Source organism: Pediococcus sp. EKM201D (genome assembly GCF_011800215.1).
Lineage (GTDB): Bacteria > Bacillota > Bacilli > Lactobacillales > Lactobacillaceae > Pediococcus > Pediococcus pentosaceus.
Genome location: NZ_JAALFK010000005.1, coordinates 80,394 through 98,521, shown reverse-complemented (window position 1 = coordinate 98,521; position 18,128 = coordinate 80,394). Strand labels below are relative to the sequence as shown.

Below are 18,128 nucleotides of genomic sequence, written 5' to 3'. Positions count from 1 at the left end.
GTCCTATTTAATGGCCTCAATAAAACGAGTGGCAATTTCCAAGGGACGAGTAATCGCGCCACCAACAACGACCGCGTGGCAGCCTAATTCTAAACAGCATTTTAGTTTTTCGGGAGTATCAATTTTTCCTTCAGCGATAATTGGTCGCGTAACTTGGGAACGCAATTCCTTCAAATATTCAAAATCATGATCAGCAATATTCATACCTTGGGTGGCCGGCGTGTAACCACGCATCGTGGTCCCAATCATATCAAATCCCAAGCGGTCTGCCTCAAGTGCATTTTCAATGGTATCAGTGTCAGCCATCAATAATGTATTAGGAAATTCTGTCCGGAATTGTTGAACGATTTCCGCAAGTTTTTCATCATGGGGTCGGCGTTGACCAGTTACTTGGCAAGCGACAACTTCGACACCAGTAGCTGCCACAGCCCGCATTTCCTTTAAAGTGGGGGTAATAAAAACATCGGAATCAGGATAATCTGTTTTTGCGATTCCGATCATCGGTAATCCAGCTTCATCTTGAATTGCTTGAATATCCACAACAGAGTTCGCGCGAATACCAGCCGCCCCGGCCATTTTAGCTGCCCTTGCCATACGAGCCATAATAAAAGAACTATGCAATGGCTCATTAGGCAAAGCCTGACATGAAATAATTAACTTACCTTTAACCGCCTCAAAAAAATTATTTTTCATAATACTGACACTTCTCTTTTATCAAATTTAGGTGAAATATAGCAATATTAAATATGTGATTTGAAATAGTGATTTAATCAAAGTTAGTTTTGTAATAGTTAACGTTTAATTCAATCATCGCAGTAAATATACAACGAGTTAAAAAATATTGCAACGATATAAAATGATAATAATTTTCATTTGGTGGGTTAATCATCTTCGGCAGTAGACGTAAAAATATTTTTCACTTTTTTTAATTGTAGAAAATAAAAACACTGAACCTCTTTCAGAAAGGCTCAGCGTTTTTTTTAAATCTGTGACCAGACGTCCGCTCCCAAAGTAGGGAAGAGGGGTACGATGCGTCCTAGTTGTTCAGCTGTATATTGGAACTCAATTGCTGGTAATAAAACGTTAATTGCATCGGCAGCATGTTCACTAACTTCAGCTGCTCCTACAAGATGATGGTCTTGATCGTAAATCAAGGTGTTATTACCAATTGTTTCCTTATCAACTTGGCGGAACCATCCGTCAGGAAGATGATTAGTTTTAATGGTGTAATCAGGATTTTGCTGAGCTTCTTCGACGCTCATACCAACCTGTGCGATTTGTGGCGAGGTAAAGACAATGGTTGGGATGGCCGGATAATTGATTGCGTCAGTAGTCTTTCCTGTGAAAAGTTGGGTTAAATAACTAGATTCAAAGATCGCAGTCGGGGTGAGCTTAGGCTGTTCTTTATCAAGCACATCACCAGAAGCATAGATGTTATCAATGTTAGTTTGGAGATGATCGTTAACTTCGATCCCGTTAGCATTGTAACTAACGCCTACTTCGTCTAATCCGATGTTTTCGATATTAGGAATTCGTCCGGTAGCATCCAAAATCCAGTCGGTGGTGAGGGTTTCGTGATCGTTATAAGACACGGTAAAATGAGAACCGTCTTCCTCAAAACGATCCACCTGAGCGTTGTAAATGAACTTCACCCCTCGTTTTTCGAGGTCGGCAATGACTTGTTTTACGTAATCTTGATTAAACTTGCGCAACGCCCGATTATGGCGTAAAAGTACAGTGACGTTCGCGCCGGCAGCATTGGCAATCGTGGCAAATTCCATGCCAATATAGCCCGCGCCAATAATTACGATATTTTCAGGAAGATGCTTGAGGTTCATAAAATCAGTACTGTCATGCGTAAGTTCTGATCCCATAACATCTAGATGGTGGGGACGTAGCCCCGTTGCAATCACGATTTTGTCAGCGGTGTAGCGCTGTTGATCCACTTCGATGGTGTGAGCATCAACAAATTTTCCACGACCGTGAATAATTTCGATGTCAACAGAGTCGAGTAGACCAGTAATCATGTCCGGCAAGCCGTCGATGACTTCGTGTTCATGTTCTACATTGGCAGTCCAATCCAGTTTTAAGTCACCATTTACAATGCCATCAAGGCGTTCTTGGTGGCGTAAAAGTTGAACCGGGTTGTCCAGCGTAATTTTCGCGTTGCATCCACGGTTTGGACAAGTTCCCCCGATTTTGTCCGCTTCGACGATGGCGACTTTTTTACCACTATTAGCTAGTGGAACCGCCCCGTCGAAGGCACCATGCCCCGCGCCTAAGTACAAAACATCAAATTGATAACTTTCAGTCATTTAATTACCTCCATCCTAAATTTAGGTGAATAAACAATTACCATTGTTGGCACGAGCATAGCAGAGGATAGGGGCGAGTTGCAAGCGATTGCAACTGGGAAAGTAAGATAATTAAATGATTAACAAAAAAATGGGTTAATGGAGTAAATACTAATTCTTTTATAGATTACTCTTTATTGAAATGACGTTGGCTATACAATTTTCGATATTCTGATGGTGTACTATTAGTATTTTTTCTGAAAAGTCTCATAAAATATTTTTCATCATTAAATCCAATTTGACTACTTATTTCTTGAACGGTCAGACTAGTATTACTGAGTAGGTATTCTGCACGTGATATACGAAATTTATTAATTTGTTGTTTAATGCCAATGCCCATAACTTTTTTGTATTTTCTAGATAAGTAACTTTTATTGTAGTTAAAGTGTGTAGCTATGCTACCTAAATCTATATCTTCAAAGCAGTTAATTCTTATAAACTCTCTAACTGGCTGCAAGTATAGATTAGATAATTGTCTTTCCTTGAGAATTTTCTGTGTTTGGTAATTTATCTCATGGAGAGTGCTATTTAAAAATAAATTTAAATAGATAGAATTTACGTTTTCTTGTGTAATATCTAATAAGTGATTTGACATTAATATAATTCTTTGGACATCTAACTTGTTTGAATAGTTAGGTAAAATTATAGAACTGTTCTCTATATTTGAAAGGAATAATGATTTTTCATCGTTAATTTTAAATTTTGAGCAATTAAAGTGTATCCAAATGAACTTAATATCGCTGGTTGTAAATTCAAAGCCAAAATGTTCTGCACTCGGTGGGATTATTAACAGTTTATTAGGTTTAACTCGATATTGAGTGTTACTAACTTGAATAGGGAGGACACCCTCAATCATAACGATTATTTCGAAACTACTTAAAATTCTATGACTGTGTTTCCATTTTTTATTATTGACGAAAATTCCAGCTGATTCAAAGTTGGCAAGATCATCAAATTGAATAGTATAAAAATCCATATTACTAATACACCTTTCAAGTAAAAATAGTCCACTTTTTGTTTTTATTAACTACCGACATTTCTATTGTAACATTCTATTATAATCTATAAGAAAGCGCTTTTACTAGTAAATATGGTTTTTTGTATTTATATATTTGGAGGAAATTAATTATGGCCAATGGACAAAATTTACTTTGTGAGAAAGTAAAAATTACATCAAATTTTTGGAACAGATATCGAAAATTAGTTGCTAAAACTGTTATTCCATATCAATACAATACCTTGAACGACAATATAGACGTTAAATTAAACAAAGATGCATTTGCGGATATGAGATTCTATGATGGCAAGATTAAAAGTCATGCTATTGAAAATTTGAAAATTGCTGCAGGAATTACACAAGGAAAACACAGTGGGATGAACTTTCAAGATACGGATGTTTATAAGTGGCTTGAAGCGGCTGCGTATACTTTGAAATATTATCCGAATCAAGATTTACAGAAAAAAACAGATGACATTGTTGAATTAATTGGGCAAGCTCAAGAAGAAGATGGTTATTTATCTACTATTTTCCAGATTAATATGCCAAAACGAAAATTTAAGCGACTACAACAATCGCATGAACTTTATTCTATGGGACACTACATTGAGGCTGGTGTTGCATATTATGAAGCTACTAACAATGGAAAAGCCTTAGAAATCGCAAAAAAAATGGCTGATTGTTTAGATGAAAACTTTGGCCCAGAATCTGGGAAAATCCATGGTGCGGGTGGACATCCTGAAATTGAATTAGCATTAATGCGTCTTTATGAAACAACAAATGAAAAGAAGTATTTAGAGTTAACTAAGTACTTTGTTTGCGAAAGAGGAAAAGATCCTGAATTCTATGATAAGCAAAACATTGAGGATGGGATTGATAATGACTTTTGGCCAGAATTAAAAGAATATGGTGAAGGTTATTATTTTGCGGATAAACCAGTTACAGAACAAGATACTGCGCACGGTCATGCAGTAAGATGTGTATATTTCTGTGTAGGATTAGCACATCTTGCCAGAGTAACTAGAGACAAAGAATTATTAGATGCCTCTAAGAGATTGTGGAAAGATATTGTAAAAAAACAAATGTACATTACAGGAAATGTGGGACAAACACAACGTGGCGAAGCTTTTACAACAGATTACGACCTTCCAAACGATACAGTATATGGAGAAACCTGTGCTAGTGTAGCAATGACTTTCTTTGCAAAGCAAATGATTGCAGATAACTTTAATAGCGAATATGCCGATGTAATTGAAAAAGAAATTTTTAACGGTGCTTTAAGTGGAATGTCGATTGACGGTACTAATTATTTTTATGTTAATCCTCTTTTTATGAACCCAATTGAAAGTAAAGATGGGCATGATAAAAAACATATTCTAACTCGCCGTCAACCATGGTTTGGTACAGCATGTTGTCCAGCAAATATTACACGTTTAATTGCTTCACTTGATCAATATTTATATGAGATCAAAGGAGATACAATCTTAGCCCATCAATACATTGCTAATATAGCTAAATTTAGTGATGACATCATAATTGAACAGGAAAGTAATTTGCCTTGGGAAGGTGAAGTTGTTTTTAATATTGAAAATCCTAATAAAAAAGATTTTAAATTTGCATTGAGAATTCCTAATTGGAGTAAAAACAATTTCAAAATTTATGTTGATAATAAAGCGATCAAGCCCAATGTTACTGAGGGTGTATGTTATTTAGACATTAAGGATAGTAGCGTGAAGGTTACCCTAGTGTTAGACATGGATACTCACATAATCAGGGCTAATGAAAAAGTTAGACAGGATATTGACCAAGTAGCAGTACAACGGGGACCAATCGTGTATTGTGCAGAAAGTGCTGATAATAAGGATGATCTTTGGGATTACAAATTGGAAGAAGAACCACAATTTTCTTTTAGATACGAAAAAGATTTATTAGGCGGAGTAGGTAAGCTCATTACTAATGATGTAAAAGTGTTAAAGAAAGAAGAATTCGATGATGGTGAATTGTACTCATTTGATAAGAAGAATAAATATCATAGTAGTCAATTAACATTAATTCCTTATTATGCATGGGCGAACCGAGAAGAAGGACAAATGTCTGTTTGGTTGCATGAATAGGAGGACACAAAAATGAAAAATAAAAGTGATAAATTACCATTTTTGGAAAAGGTCAGCTATTCATTTACGGATATGGCAGGAAATTTATTGTACGTAACGATTTCCAGCTATATACTTTACTTTTATACGGACGTTTTCAAAATATCAGTAGCTGGTGCGGGTTTAATTTTACTGATTGCTAGAGTTGTAGATGCAATTAGTGCTCCCGTATGGGGCTCTATAGTAGATCATACGCACACACGGTGGGGACAGAGTAGACCATATTTTCTTTGGTTGGCAATACCATTTGCAATTGCCACATTTTTAGCTTTTACGGCACCTAACCTTTCGGGAGATGCAAAATTATGGTATGCAGGTATTACTTATATTTTGGCTGCTGGTGTTATCTATACAGGAATTCAAACACCAATTACATCTATTTTACCTAGTTTGACTGCGGATACCGATGAACGAATAAGTGCTAATACTTTTCGAATGGCAGGAGGAAATATTGGAGCATTTATCACCTCAACATTTTGCTTACCACTAGTTGCTTTTTTAGGGCAAGGAAATGACAAACATGGTTTCATGTTGACACTTGGCATTTTTGGTACGTTAGCGGTAATATTGTTATTTTTAGCATTTAGAAATTTGAGAGAAAGAAAAGATGTCGAAGTAAAATCAATTCCATTTAAAGATAGTTTGAAAGCTACCGTTGGTAATAAACCTTGGTTTATTTTGGTTATTTCTTTTGTTATCTATTGGATAGCTCAAGCTGATCGTAATGGTATTTCAGTTTATTACGCTAAATACAATCTTGGAAATGAGCAGTTAACATCAGTTTTTAACGGGTTACAAGTATTGGGAATAATAGCAACCATTTCAATTCCATTCGTTGTAAAAGTAACAAACAAAACAATGACGATGTTAATTGGATTAGCAATTGGAGCCTTTGGACAAGCTATGATGGCTTTTGCTGGTAGTAATTTTGCTTTAGTAATTGTGGCTTGGGTAATAGGAATTTTTGGGGCAGCGCTTGCATGTGCAATGCCGTTTGCAATGCTAGCAGATACGGTGGATTTTGGAGAATGGAAAACAGGCATAAGAGCATCTGGATTTTTGACCGCTGTTGGTAGTGCTTTTTGTATTCAACTAGGTTCTGGATTTGGAAGTTTTATTCCTTCTAAAATCATGGCCGCTGCAGGTTTTGTAGCAAACCAAAAACAAACTGCTGAATCATTGGCTTCTATAAAATTCTGTTTTATTTGGTTACCCATTATCGTTTATATAATTTCTGGGATCATTATGCTGTTCTATTTTAAATATGAAAAAATGGAACCACAGATAAAAAAAGAACTACAAAACCGTCATATTTCATAAAATAATACTCTAACAAATAGCAACACACTTAAAAGGTTTAGTTTCAGAAATCAATGAAACTAAACTTTTTTATATAATTAAATTATTTTTTATAAGTAAAGACGTTATCAGCATTCAAAATGTATATACGTCTAGTAATGGAGGGTGTTATAGAAAGTTTGCTTTTACGGATTTTTTAATCATTGTACTAAAAGCTAACTTAATCTGCGATAAAGCAATTATGAAATGTTACTATTTATATATGAAAAGTATTTTAACAGAGTAGGTATAGATATGGAAAATAAATACGACGTTGTAAAACGAGATATTAAAGAAAAAATATTATCTGGACATTATTCTATTAATGATAGGTTGCCAACCGAAGCCAGCTTAATGGAACAGTATGGCGTTAGCAGATATACAATCAGACGAGCGATTGGTGATCTTGAAACGGATCATTACGTTTACCGTATTCAAGGCGGTGGAATGTTTGTAGATGATTGGCAAAAATATATAAATAAACCCATCGAAGGAAAAATGATTGGGGTAATTTCAACGCATATAGCGGATTATATTTTTCCAAACATTATTACCGGGATTGACCGCTACGTTTCTGCTGAAGGCTATTCGATTTTGATTAGTAACACCCAGAACGATCCGCAGAAAGAACGTAAAGGAATTAAAAAAATGATGGAAATTGGCTTATCAGGCTTGATTATTGAACCGACACAAAGTGCTCTTGGAAATCCTAATCGAGACTTATACGATAAACTTAAAGAGACGGGATTACCCACGGTATTCATTAATGCACACTACCCTGAGTTAGATTTCCCGTACTTGGAAGTTAACGATTATGAGGCGGAACGCCAAGTCACCAACAAGTTAATTGGGATGGGTCACGAAAAGATACTGGGAATTTTTAAAATTGATGATACACAGGGTGTCCATCGAATGAAGGGTTACATTAGTGCATACCAGGAACATCGAGATTTAGTGATGTTAAGTGAAATGGTGATGTACCAATCATCTGATAACATGCACAATGTGTTTACTCGAATCGAAAGCATTTTAGCACGTCCAGATCGGCCAACAGCAATTATCTGCTATCATGATCAAATTGCTATTCGAGTGATAGATTTAGTCCGCTCGATGGGATTAAAGATTCCAGAAGATATTTCAATTTTTGGATTTGATAATTATAAGTTGGCTAAATATATTTCTCCCAAACTAAGTACAGTTGAACATCCGAAGGAAACAATGGGTAGAGACGCTGCCAAGACGATTTTTGATATCATCGAAGGTCGCCCCTATGAAAAGAATAAAGTTTATGATCCAGAATTAATCATTAGGGAATCAATTAAAAAGATATAATTTGTTGAAAAATAAAATGGAATGGCAGACTAAATTCACTGGTGTTGTATTAGTTTGGTAAATAAAGTTTTTAGAACTCATCATTCATATATCGGATAAGCCGTTTTTATGAATTAGTCCTATTCTTGTTTTCTTGAACTATTTGGATACTATGATAATGAGGGATGAAAAGAAGAGGCATAACTTGTCTAAAAACACCAAACGACCTAAACTCATGGTGATTAAAAAAGAGCGGAAATTCTAATAATTAAATTTACATTATTTTAAAACTAATATATAAGACTTAATTTGTGACCCCTTATTAATAGCGATTAAACTATCCATTTTTAATGGATTAATACGTTTAACATGGTTTTATAGGTCAGTTATAATCCTAGTACGAAAAAAATCCCAATACTTAAATGTTTTTTTCATCAGTTAACTAGTATTGGGAGTATTTTTTAAGCGTTTTTAGTGATTTATGAGAGAGTATTTGGGTGACGCACCATTTCTGTGCGAAATAAAGTACTTGGTATGTAATACTTGTTTTGAATTAATCGATCACCGTGTATATCGAATATGTCTTCTGTAATTAACATAAGGGGAGAGTCATTAATAAAATTACGGCGAAACGTAGAAGGATGTCTTTCTGAGACGGATAATGTCAAAGTGGAACTAGAAGCCACCTTGTAAACATTATTTTCTAGAAACTGCACAATACTTTTGGGATTATTAAGGTTAACAGAAAATTTATCTATAGTTTCTGGCATTACGATTGCTAAGTTATTAGCAATGTTATTTATGCCATTTTTGTACCAAACATTAAGAGTAAGATAAGGGCGATTTTGTACACCAAATAATTGATCAGTAAAAGCACTAGAAGTATTTTTATGATAGTATGTCTCACGGCTTTCTATAGGAACTGTTAAGGTAGTTAAAATAGGCGAAATAAAATTTTCTAGGTGTTGATTACTATAAGAATTATTTTTACTAATATAATGGCCTTTTCCGTGAATACTAGTGATAAAACCATCTTCTTTTAACAGAGACAAAGCTGTTCTAAGGGTAACACGGCTAACATCAAATTCTTTAGTAAGAATCTCTTCAGATGGAATTTTTTCACCGGAAATTAATTGGCCTTGCTCAATCATTTTTAGTATTTTGTTGTATACTTTAACGTATTTTGCTGGTTGATGCATTTTACGGTTAACTCTCCCTATCTTTTAGATTTAAATGTGAATTAAAAATTAATCCGAATACCAATTATCATCAAATGACTGGTATCCGGATTAATTAGCTGTTTAATCCAACTATAATCTTAACATTTTCTGTGTAAGATTATAGTTGTAAATAATGAAATCTCCATACTCTTCTCTTCCATGAATTTTAATTTTATGAGAAAAAGAAAATCCCAAACTAGTTAGAATATGGATCATCGGTAAATTACTATGATTAGTTGTTATCCAAATATTGTCTACGTTGTTAGAATAGCCATTTTGAATGATATTTGAGAGTATTTTTTTTGCTATTCCTTGCCCCTTTACTGAGGAATGGACCATTAATCGATGTAAGTACCAATCCTTACCTCTTCGATCGATGCTAATCGCTGCAATATTCCTTGCTCCGGTTGAATAAAGAGAATGGTCTTCAATATCTTTGATTAATACTCCAATATTGGGGTAATAGCTATTCCATTGAGTAATATGGCTTGAAGCCATTTGTTCTTTTGCATCTTGTAAAAGATTGAGTAATAGAGGTAAGTCCTCTTTATAAGCTGGTTGAAGTTCAATAGATTTAAGCATGGATGTACTCCTAAAAGATTAGTAGGGACATAACAAGCATCATGATTACTCCAAAAACCATTGGAACGGAAGTGCGTTTAACAATTTTTACTGGAGATAACTTTGTGGTTCCAGCAACTATTAAAATAACTGCCGCTACAGGAGAGATTGCTCGCAATAAGTTCCCTGCTAATTGCATAGGTACTGATAGGGCGATAGGGGAAATACCTGCAGCTTTAGATAATGGTAATAACAGAGGAATCATTGCATAAAGTAACGCAGTTCCACTTCCACTTAATAAGACAATAATTGCCGTGAATACAACCATAACTACTGGTAAAACAATACCTGAGCTATTCATAGTTTGCATAGTTTTTTGAATTAAATCAATTATCCCTATCGAAGTTAGTCCTTGTACGAATACTTGGGCGGAAACTAGTAATGCTACGATACTCATTACGCTACCCATACCTTCAAAAAAATTACTAGTTTCTTTTAAAACAATTTGGGGATGCTTTTTATTAAAAATTTCTACAAGTACAGCAATAACAAAACTAAGTAAGCTAACTAATTGAACACTAATATTCAGCTTAGTGTGAAGAAATATATTGGTGAAAAAGATGATTAGTAATATTACAATAGGTAAGAGCGGTAGTAATCCATAAATAAAAGCTTTGAATCCTTTATAACTTACCTTAGGTGACGCTGTTGAATCCTGTTCTTTATTTTGAGAAAGCTCTGAAGAATATGACAACTCTTCAGGATGCTTTTTGTCTTGATATTTTTGCCATAAATAATGAACTATAGTAATAGCTAGCAAGGTTGGAATAGAAATTAAAGCGTGTTTTTGAAAAACATAATCTGTTACAGACATGTGAAATTGGGATGCAATAGCTACGTTATCTGCACCTAAGGGAGTTGGAACTATTGTAGCTGAAGTTCCGATGATAGCTGCTGATGTTAGTCGCGACATGCCTGCAGAACGCAATACGGGATATAGAGTTGCAAGGAGAATAATTGCTAGATTTGAAGCACTTGGAATTACAAGTGATAATAGGTTTCCAATAAGAAAAACAATGGGAGCTAGTAAATAAATAGATTTAATTTTAGTGATCGGTTTGGTAAGTGCATGTACGGTAACTTGATTAGCACCTATGTGGTTCATATAAGCGCTATAACCACCTAAAATTAAAATAACAAATCCTGGTCCTACTAAAGTTGATGAAAATTGATCAACAATTGCCTGAAATGGATTTAATAAATTTGTACCAGTAGGTTGCGTTACCTTTAGCTCATTACCCAACAATATAGCGATGTACATCAAAATTAAACCTAGTGATAAAAGTATCATTTTAATATCATTTTTCTTTAATAACATATAAATCAAGATGCTTATAGCTATAATACCAATGATAGAGATTAATACTGCGTGCATGAGATCGCCTCCTATATTGTTTTTGATATCATTTTAGTGAACCAGTCTTCAAATTGTTTAGTATCAACGTTAATTGCCACCTCTGCATTGGAATTTTCCCCAAGGTATCCCTTAAGATCAATTAATGAAGCACCTGCTGTAAATGCTCCTTGGGTTTCTATAGCAACATAGGTTGATTTCATCTCAAATATTTCTGGTTTTAAAATCAACCCTAAAGCGAGGACGTCATACATATTTAATCCCTTATCAAAACTACCTCCACGATAATGAGAAAAAAGTGAATAAAACATTTTACCGGTTTTTCCAAGATTTTTTATTTTTTCTGAAGTGGCGGGCATTATTTTAGCTTGTCTCCCTATTTCCATGGGTACAATACGTATTGAAATATTACTGTTAAATACTATTTTTGCTGCTTCAGGGTCAACTCCAAAGTTAAACTCAGATAAGACTCCCAAGTTACCTCTACCTAAAGCTCCTCCCATTAATACAATTTCGTGGATATTCTTACTATCCTGTGGATAGAGATGAAGATAAAGTGCAATATCAGTTAAAGGTCCAAGTCCCATTAAAGTTACAGGAACAGTACTGTTTGATACAGTTTCATGCATTGCTTGTACCGCGGTCCTTGATACATCAGGTGTGATTTTAGGGATAGGAAAATCAAAGCCATCCATGCCAGATTCACCATGAACGTTACTAGCATTTTGTTTTTGTCGAAGGAGAGGTGACGGGCTTCCTGGAACAATAGGTATTTCTTTGTTAAAAAAAGTTAGAAGCTTTTGTGTATTATGAGTTGTTTTTTCTAAACTTACATTACCCGCAATAGGACATATAAGTTTGACATCTATATCGTTACTAAAAAGTGCCAAAGATATTGCAACTGCATCATCGATACCAGGATCAGTACTGATAATAACAGGTTGTGCTTTTAAATTATTCATCAACATAGGTTTAATAACTCCTTAGTTATATTTTTGAAAACGTTTTCCGAAATTATTATACAACGTTGTATTATAAAATACAACGTTGTATTTAATTTTGAGGGTTAAAGTAATGTATACAAAAAATATTTGATTGACGAATCTAGTGCACCTTAAATAATCGAAGATTTAGCTAAGAATTTGTATCAGGTTAATTAATGGTGAATTATATTCAGTTTCGAATTATTAAAAAATATTAGAGAGATTTTCTTTTGATATCATCGAAGGTCGCCCCTATGAAAAGAACAAAGTTTATGATCCAGAATTAATCATTAGGGAATCAATTAAAAAGATATAAGGGTTTAAGTTTTTAAAACTTAAACTCTTATTTTTTTATTCTAAAAATTCATCCTAACAAATTTTAAAAAATACATTGACTTGTCCGTATAAATATTCTATGATTAATATCGAACTTATGAATACGCTTTCAAAATATGAATGTGTGATTTCAAGGAGGAAAACAATGAGTAAGGAAAAGAAGATTCCAAGTGGATTTATTTATTTCTTTGGTTCATTTGGTGGAATTTTATTTGGTTATGATATTGGTGTAATGACAGGAGCACTTCCCTTCTTACAAACTGATTGGAACTTGCAAAATAATGCGGGGGTAATTGGTTGGATTACATCTGCCGTAATGTTTGGGGCCATTTTTGGTGGCGCTTTAGCCGGAAATTTGTCTGACAAACTTGGTCGTCGGAAGATGATTTTGATTTCATCGTTAGTTTTTGCGATCGGCTCACTTTTGTCAGCGCTTTCTCCACACGATGGACAAATTTATTTAATCGCTGTACGTATTTTCTTAGGACTTGCAGTAGGTGCTGCATCGGCCCTTGTACCGGCTTATATGTCAGAAATGGCTCCAGCTCGTTTAAGAGGTCGTCTATCAGGTATTAACCAAACCATGATTGTTTCAGGAATGTTGCTATCATATATTGTTGACTTTTTACTTAAAGATTTACCAGAACAAATGGCTTGGCGTTTAATGCTTGGTTTAGCCGCTGTACCAGCAGTTATCCTTTATTTCGGAGTTTTGAAATTACCAGAATCACCACGTTTCCTAGTTAAAAGTAATGATATTGACGGAGCAAGAAGAACGTTATCTTACATCCGTCCTGAAAATGAAGTTGATGCAGAATTAAAAACAATCAGAGAAACAGCAGCTGAAGAAGAATCAGCTAATACTAGCTCAACATTCTTAGATTTATTAAGCGGTAAATACCGTTACTTAGTAATCGCTGGTGTTGGGGTAGCCGCTTTCCAACAATTCCAAGGTGCAAATGCCATCTTCTATTACATTCCATTAATTGTTGAAAAAGCAACCGGAAATGCTGCAAGTTCAGCATTGATGTGGCCTATTATCCAAGGTGTCATTTTGGTTCTTGGTTCACTAGTATTCCTATGGATTGCTGATAAATTTAAACGTCGGACATTGTTAACCATGGGTGGAACGGTTATGGGACTTTCATTTATCCTTCCCGCTGTTCTTAACATGTTCATCAAAGATATGAACCCAATGATGATCGTTGTATTCCTATGTATCTACGTAGCCTTCTATTCATTTACTTGGGCGCCATTAACATGGGTGATCGTCGGAGAAATCTTCCCACTAGCAATTCGTGGTAAAGCTTCCGGAGTTGCATCATCATTCAACTGGATTGGTTCATTCTTAGTTGGTCTTTTATTCCCAATCATGACAGCTAACATGCCTCAAGAAGCCGTGTTCGCAATCTTTGGAATTATTTGTTTGTTAGGTGTTCTATTTATCAGAACACGTGTACCTGAAACAAAGGGTCACACACTAGAAGAAATTGAAGAACAAGGACTTGGAAAATAAATTAGTTTGGAGATTTTAAAATGAATTTAGTTGAAATATCAAAAGAAATTGAAAATGGCAATGTATCACTTGGTATTGAACTTGGTTCAACCCGAATCAAGGCCGTTTTAATCACCAGTGACTACAAGACAATTGCTTCAGGAAGTTTTGTCTGGGAAAACCAGTTTAAGGATCAAATCTGGACGTATTCATTGGATACAGTTTGGCAAGGAATTCAAGCTAGTTATTCGCAGATGGCTGCTGAAGTGCACAGTAAATATCATCAATCATTAACTTCCATTAAATCAATCGGAATTAGTGCAATGATGCATGGTTATCTAGCATTTTCGAAAAATAATGATTTGTTAGTGCCATTCCGCACTTGGCGGAACAACATCACGGAAGAATCTGCTGCAAAATTGACAGAAGCATTTAGTTTCAATATTCCACAACGCTGGACGATTGCACATCTCTACCAAGCAATTCTAAATGGCGAAGAACATGTTAAGGATATTGATTTCGTAACGACCCTTGCTGGTTATGTGCACTGGAAATTATCTGGTGAAAAAGTATTGGGTGTGGGTGATGCCTCGGGAGTCTTCCCTATCGATGAAAAGACAGGTTATTATTCAAAATCAATGCTGAAAACGTTTGCTGAACTAGAAAATGTTAAGCAGTTTGATTGGGATATCAACCAAGTCCTCCCAGATGTGAAGAGCGCTGGTGAAAAAGCCGGTGAATTAACTGCCGAGGGTGCTAATTTACTTGATGTAACTGGTAAGCTTCAAGCGGGTAGTGTAATGGCTCCCCCAGAAGGTGACGCAGGAACCGGAATGGTGGGTACTAATAGTGTTCGCAAACGAACTGGTAACATCTCGGTCGGGACATCAGCCTTTTCAATGGTGGTTCTAGAAAAGCCTTTGAAATCCGTTCATCGTGATATCGACGTTGTAATGACTCCCGATGGAGCCCCAGTTGCTATGGTTCATGTTAATAACTGTTCATCAGATATCAATGCTTGGGCCCAAATCTTTAGTGATTTTGCAGCAAGATTAGGAATTAACCTAGCACCAGATAAGCTCTATGAAGCACTCTTCTTAGAAGCAACTAAAGCTGATCGTGATTTGGGACATTTGATTAATTATAGTTATCAATCTGGTGAAAATATTACAAATATCAAAGCAGGACGACCATTATTTGTTCGTAAGTCGGATAGTAATTTCAACCTACCAAACTTTATGCAAACTCAACTTTATTCTGCGTTTGCACCACTAAAAATTGGTATGGATATCCTTAGCAATGAAGAAGATATCAAGACGGATGTCATGATTGCTCAAGGTGGATTATTCCGTACTCCAGTAGTTGCTCAACAAGTTTTATCGGATGCGCTTAATATTCCGATTACTGTAATGGCTAACGCTGGCGAAGGTGGACCATGGGGAATGGCAGTCCTAGCAATGTTTGCTAGCGACAGTAATGGCCAAAGCTTAAGTGATTATCTAGACACCAACGTCTTTAGTAATCCTGAAAGTATGACCTTGAGCCCCGAACCAGAGGGCGTTGAAGCATATGACGAATTCACTAAGGAATATGTAGCAGGCTTACCAGTTGAAGCTCAAGCTGGAGAAGTAATTTAGGAGGGATAAGGTTAATGTTAGAGAAGTTAAAACAGGAAGTTTACGAAGCAAACATGCAACTTCCTAAATTAGATTTAGTTACCTTTACTTGGGGTAACGTTTCAGGAATTGACCGCGAAAAAGGTCTATTCGTTATCAAACCATCTGGAGTCGACTATGACAAGTTGAAACCAGAAGATATGGTAGTAGTAAATTTGAAGGGTGAAGTTGTGGAAGGTGAAATGAATCCTTCTAGTGACACACCAACGCATACGGTTTTGTATAACGAATTCCCAGAAATCGGTGGGATTGTACATACCCATTCTCCATGGGCTGTTTCCTTTGCCGCTGCAGAAATTGATGTACCAGCTTTAAGTACAACCCATGCTGATACATTCTACGGCGACGTGCCGGTAACTCCGGCACTCACTAAAGAAGAGATTGAAGGCGGTTATGAAGAAAATACTGGTAAGGTAATTGTTAAGACATTCAAGGAACGTAAGATTGATCCAGAAGCAGTTCCAGCTGTTTTGGTTAGCCAACATGGACCATTTGCTTGGGGTAAGACGCCTGACAAAGCGGTTTACAATGCAAAGGTTTTGGAAGTTGCTTCAGAAATTGATTACCACGCTCTTCAAATGACTAGAAGAAATATTGAAGTTCCTCAATATTTGTTAGATAAACATTATTACCGTAAGCATGGTAAGAATGCCTACTACGGTCAAGAAAATGCTAAGTCTAAAGAACATGCAGCAAGAAAATAAAAAAACTAAAAAATAAGGAGATTTTTATCATGAAAAAAGTACAAGATTATGAATTTTGGTTTGTTACAGGTAGTCAATTCCTATATGGTGAAGAAACACTACGCTCTGTAGAAAAAGATGCAAAAGAAATCGTTGATAAGTTAAACGAATCAAAGAAATTGCCTTACCCAGTTAAATTCAAGCTAGTTGCCACAACAGCTGAAAACATTACAGAGGTAATGAAAGAAGTTAACTACAATGATAAAGTTGCAGGTGTGATTACATGGATGCACACTTTCTCACCAGCTAAAAACTGGATTCGTGGTACAGAATTACTCCAAAAACCATTGCTACACTTAGCAACTCAATTCTTGAACCACATTCCATATGACACAATTGACTTTGATTACATGAACTTGAACCAATCAGCTCATGGTGACCGTGAATATGCATTCATCAACGCTCGTCTACGTAAGAACAACAAGATTATCTCAGGTTACTGGGGTGATGAAGGCATTCAAAAACAAATTGCTAAGTGGATGGATGTTGCTGTTGCATACAACGAATCATACGGTATCAAGGTCGTAACTTTCGCCGACAAGATGCGTAACGTTGCTGTTACAGACGGTGACAAGATCGAAGCTCAAATCAAGTTTGGCTGGACAGTTGATTACTGGGGTGTTGCAGACCTAGTTGAAGAAGTTAATGCCGTTTCTGACGAAGACATTGACAAGAAGTACGAAGAAATGAAGAATGACTACAACTTTGTAGAAGGTCAAAACTCTTCCGAAAAATTCGAACACAATACTAAGTATCAAATTCGTGAATATTTCGGTTTGAAGAAGTTCATGGATGACCGTGGATATACAGCATTCACAACTAACTTTGAAGACTTAGCTGGTTTGGAACAATTACCAGGTTTAGCAGCACAAATGTTGATGGCTGAAGGTTATGGATTTGCTGGCGAAGGTGACTGGAAGACAGCTGCTTTGGACCGCTTATTGAAGATTATGGCTCACAACAAGCAAACTGTATTTATGGAAGATTACACACTTGATCTTCGTGAAGGTCATGAAGCAATCCTTGGATCACATATGCTTGAAGTTGACCCATCAATCGCCAGTGACACACCACGTGTTGAAGTACACCCATTGGACATTGGCGGTAAAGAAGACCCTGCTCGTTTTGTATTTACAGGTATGGAAGGTGACGCTGTTGACGTTACAATGGCTGACTATGGCGACGAATTCAAACTTATGTCATATGATGTTACTGGTAACAAGACTGAAAAAGAAACACCATATCTACCAGTCGCAAAACAACTTTGGACTCCAAAACAAGGTTGGAAGCAAGGTGCTGAAGGCTGGCTAACACTTGGTGGTGGACACCATACAGTTCTTTCATTTGCAATTGATGCTGAACAATTACAAGACCTTAGCAACATGTTTGGTTTGACATACGTTAACATCAAATAATGCTTTACAGTAAGATTTAAATCTTAAAAATAATTTATTCAATGCCACGAAAGAGAAATCTTTCGTGGCATTTTTGGTGGTTAAAAAATTTTTTGAGTATACATAATTAAAGAAACAAATGTTTTTTTAAGG

General features: G+C 35.8%; 14 protein-coding genes. 7 read left to right on the top strand and 7 right to left on the bottom strand.

Annotation, left to right across the window (positions count from 1 at the left end):
• Window positions 1-3 precede the first annotated feature (3 nt).
• From HFC68_RS07930 to HFC68_RS07920, 3 genes are all read right to left on the bottom strand, one after another.
• Window positions 4-693, bottom strand: a complete 690-nt coding sequence (locus tag HFC68_RS07930; protein ID WP_011672880.1) for an N-acetylmannosamine-6-phosphate 2-epimerase — start codon at window positions 691-693, stop codon at window positions 4-6.
• A gap of 287 nt (window positions 694-980) precedes the next feature.
• On the bottom strand, window positions 981-2,315 hold the full coding sequence (locus tag HFC68_RS07925) for an NAD(P)/FAD-dependent oxidoreductase (RefSeq protein WP_011672881.1): 1,335 nt from the start codon (window positions 2,313-2,315) through the stop codon (window positions 981-983).
• Between the two features lie 166 nt (window positions 2,316-2,481).
• Window positions 2,482-3,330 (bottom strand): AraC family transcriptional regulator, encoded by an 849-nt coding sequence (locus HFC68_RS07920; protein ID WP_011672882.1) that lies wholly within the window; start codon window positions 3,328-3,330, stop codon window positions 2,482-2,484.
• A gap of 152 nt (window positions 3,331-3,482) precedes the next feature.
• On the opposite strand from HFC68_RS07920, the gene HFC68_RS07915 reads away from it, so the two are divergent.
• The 3 genes from HFC68_RS07915 (at window position 3,483) to HFC68_RS07905 (ending at window position 8,174) form a co-directional block, all read left to right on the top strand.
• Window positions 3,483-5,465, top strand: coding sequence for a glycoside hydrolase family 127 protein (locus HFC68_RS07915; RefSeq protein WP_011672883.1), 1,983 nt, complete (start codon window positions 3,483-3,485; stop codon window positions 5,463-5,465).
• A 12-nt stretch (window positions 5,466-5,477) separates the two neighbouring features.
• Window positions 5,478-6,824, top strand: coding sequence for an MFS transporter (locus HFC68_RS07910; RefSeq protein WP_011672884.1), 1,347 nt, complete (start codon window positions 5,478-5,480; stop codon window positions 6,822-6,824).
• A 273-nt stretch (window positions 6,825-7,097) separates the two neighbouring features.
• Window positions 7,098-8,174, top strand: a complete 1,077-nt coding sequence (locus HFC68_RS07905) for a GntR family transcriptional regulator (protein ID WP_011672885.1) — start codon at window positions 7,098-7,100, stop codon at window positions 8,172-8,174.
• A gap of 458 nt (window positions 8,175-8,632) precedes the next feature.
• Here the strand turns inward: HFC68_RS07905 and HFC68_RS07900 are convergent, their stop codons facing one another.
• The 4 genes from HFC68_RS07900 to rihC form a co-directional block, all read right to left on the bottom strand.
• Complete coding sequence (locus HFC68_RS07900) at window positions 8,633-9,352, bottom strand: winged helix-turn-helix domain-containing protein (RefSeq protein WP_011672886.1); 720 nt, start codon at window positions 9,350-9,352, stop codon at window positions 8,633-8,635.
• A 111-nt stretch (window positions 9,353-9,463) separates the two neighbouring features.
• Window positions 9,464-9,955 carry an N-acetyltransferase gene (locus tag HFC68_RS07895; RefSeq protein WP_167399765.1) on the bottom strand — a complete coding sequence of 164 codons (492 nt, stop codon included), beginning with the start codon at window positions 9,953-9,955 and terminating at the stop codon, window positions 9,464-9,466.
• A gap of 10 nt (window positions 9,956-9,965) precedes the next feature.
• Window positions 9,966-11,369 carry a C4-dicarboxylate transporter DcuC gene (gene dcuC / locus HFC68_RS07890; protein WP_011672888.1) on the bottom strand — a complete coding sequence of 468 codons (1,404 nt, stop codon included), beginning with the start codon at window positions 11,367-11,369 and terminating at the stop codon, window positions 9,966-9,968.
• 11 nt (window positions 11,370-11,380) lie between these two features.
• On the bottom strand, window positions 11,381-12,310 hold the full coding sequence (gene rihC, locus HFC68_RS07885) for a ribonucleoside hydrolase RihC (protein WP_029257657.1): 930 nt from the start codon (window positions 12,308-12,310) through the stop codon (window positions 11,381-11,383).
• A gap of 502 nt (window positions 12,311-12,812) precedes the next feature.
• Here rihC and HFC68_RS07880 point away from each other — a divergent pair.
• Genes HFC68_RS07880 through araA form a run of 4 tightly spaced genes read left to right on the top strand, consistent with a single transcriptional unit; the run spans window position 12,813 to window position 17,996 of the window.
• Window positions 12,813-14,183 carry a sugar porter family MFS transporter gene (locus HFC68_RS07880; RefSeq protein WP_002834343.1) on the top strand — a complete coding sequence of 457 codons (1,371 nt, stop codon included), beginning with the start codon at window positions 12,813-12,815 and terminating at the stop codon, window positions 14,181-14,183.
• Between the two features lie 20 nt (window positions 14,184-14,203).
• Complete coding sequence (locus HFC68_RS07875) at window positions 14,204-15,799, top strand: xylulokinase (RefSeq protein WP_011672890.1); 1,596 nt, start codon at window positions 14,204-14,206, stop codon at window positions 15,797-15,799.
• Between the two features lie 14 nt (window positions 15,800-15,813).
• Entirely contained in the window at window positions 15,814-16,542 is a 729-nt protein-coding gene (locus tag HFC68_RS07870; RefSeq protein ID WP_011672891.1) for an L-ribulose-5-phosphate 4-epimerase, read from the top strand.
• A gap of 29 nt (window positions 16,543-16,571) precedes the next feature.
• Window positions 16,572-17,996: an L-arabinose isomerase gene (gene araA / locus HFC68_RS07865; protein WP_002834340.1), complete on the top strand. Its 1,425-nt coding sequence runs from the start codon at window positions 16,572-16,574 to the stop codon at window positions 17,994-17,996.
• The last annotated feature ends 132 nt before the right edge of the window (window positions 17,997-18,128 follow it).

What these genes read in the sequence shown, in the direction of transcription:
- HFC68_RS07930 (WP_011672880.1), bottom strand. Translation starts at nt 693, where the DNA reads ATGAAAAATAATTTTTTTGAGGCGGTTAAAGGTAAGTTAATTATTTCA.
- HFC68_RS07925 (WP_011672881.1), bottom strand. Translation starts at nt 2,315, where the DNA reads ATGACTGAAAGTTATCAATTTGATGTTTTGTACTTAGGCGCGGGGCAT.
- HFC68_RS07920 (WP_011672882.1), bottom strand. Translation starts at nt 3,330, where the DNA reads ATGGATTTTTATACTATTCAATTTGATGATCTTGCCAACTTTGAATCA.
- HFC68_RS07915 (WP_011672883.1), top strand. Translation starts at nt 3,483, where the DNA reads ATGGCCAATGGACAAAATTTACTTTGTGAGAAAGTAAAAATTACATCA.
- HFC68_RS07910 (WP_011672884.1), top strand. Translation starts at nt 5,478, where the DNA reads ATGAAAAATAAAAGTGATAAATTACCATTTTTGGAAAAGGTCAGCTAT.
- HFC68_RS07905 (WP_011672885.1), top strand. Translation starts at nt 7,098, where the DNA reads ATGGAAAATAAATACGACGTTGTAAAACGAGATATTAAAGAAAAAATA.
- HFC68_RS07900 (WP_011672886.1), bottom strand. Translation starts at nt 9,352, where the DNA reads ATGCATCAACCAGCAAAATACGTTAAAGTATACAACAAAATACTAAAA.
- HFC68_RS07895 (WP_167399765.1), bottom strand. Translation starts at nt 9,955, where the DNA reads ATGCTTAAATCTATTGAACTTCAACCAGCTTATAAAGAGGACTTACCT.
- dcuC (WP_011672888.1), bottom strand. Translation starts at nt 11,369, where the DNA reads ATGCACGCAGTATTAATCTCTATCATTGGTATTATAGCTATAAGCATC.
- rihC (WP_029257657.1), bottom strand. Translation starts at nt 12,310, where the DNA reads ATGAATAATTTAAAAGCACAACCTGTTATTATCAGTACTGATCCTGGT.
- HFC68_RS07880 (WP_002834343.1), top strand. Translation starts at nt 12,813, where the DNA reads ATGAGTAAGGAAAAGAAGATTCCAAGTGGATTTATTTATTTCTTTGGT.
- HFC68_RS07875 (WP_011672890.1), top strand. Translation starts at nt 14,204, where the DNA reads ATGAATTTAGTTGAAATATCAAAAGAAATTGAAAATGGCAATGTATCA.
- HFC68_RS07870 (WP_011672891.1), top strand. Translation starts at nt 15,814, where the DNA reads ATGTTAGAGAAGTTAAAACAGGAAGTTTACGAAGCAAACATGCAACTT.
- araA (WP_002834340.1), top strand. Translation starts at nt 16,572, where the DNA reads ATGAAAAAAGTACAAGATTATGAATTTTGGTTTGTTACAGGTAGTCAA.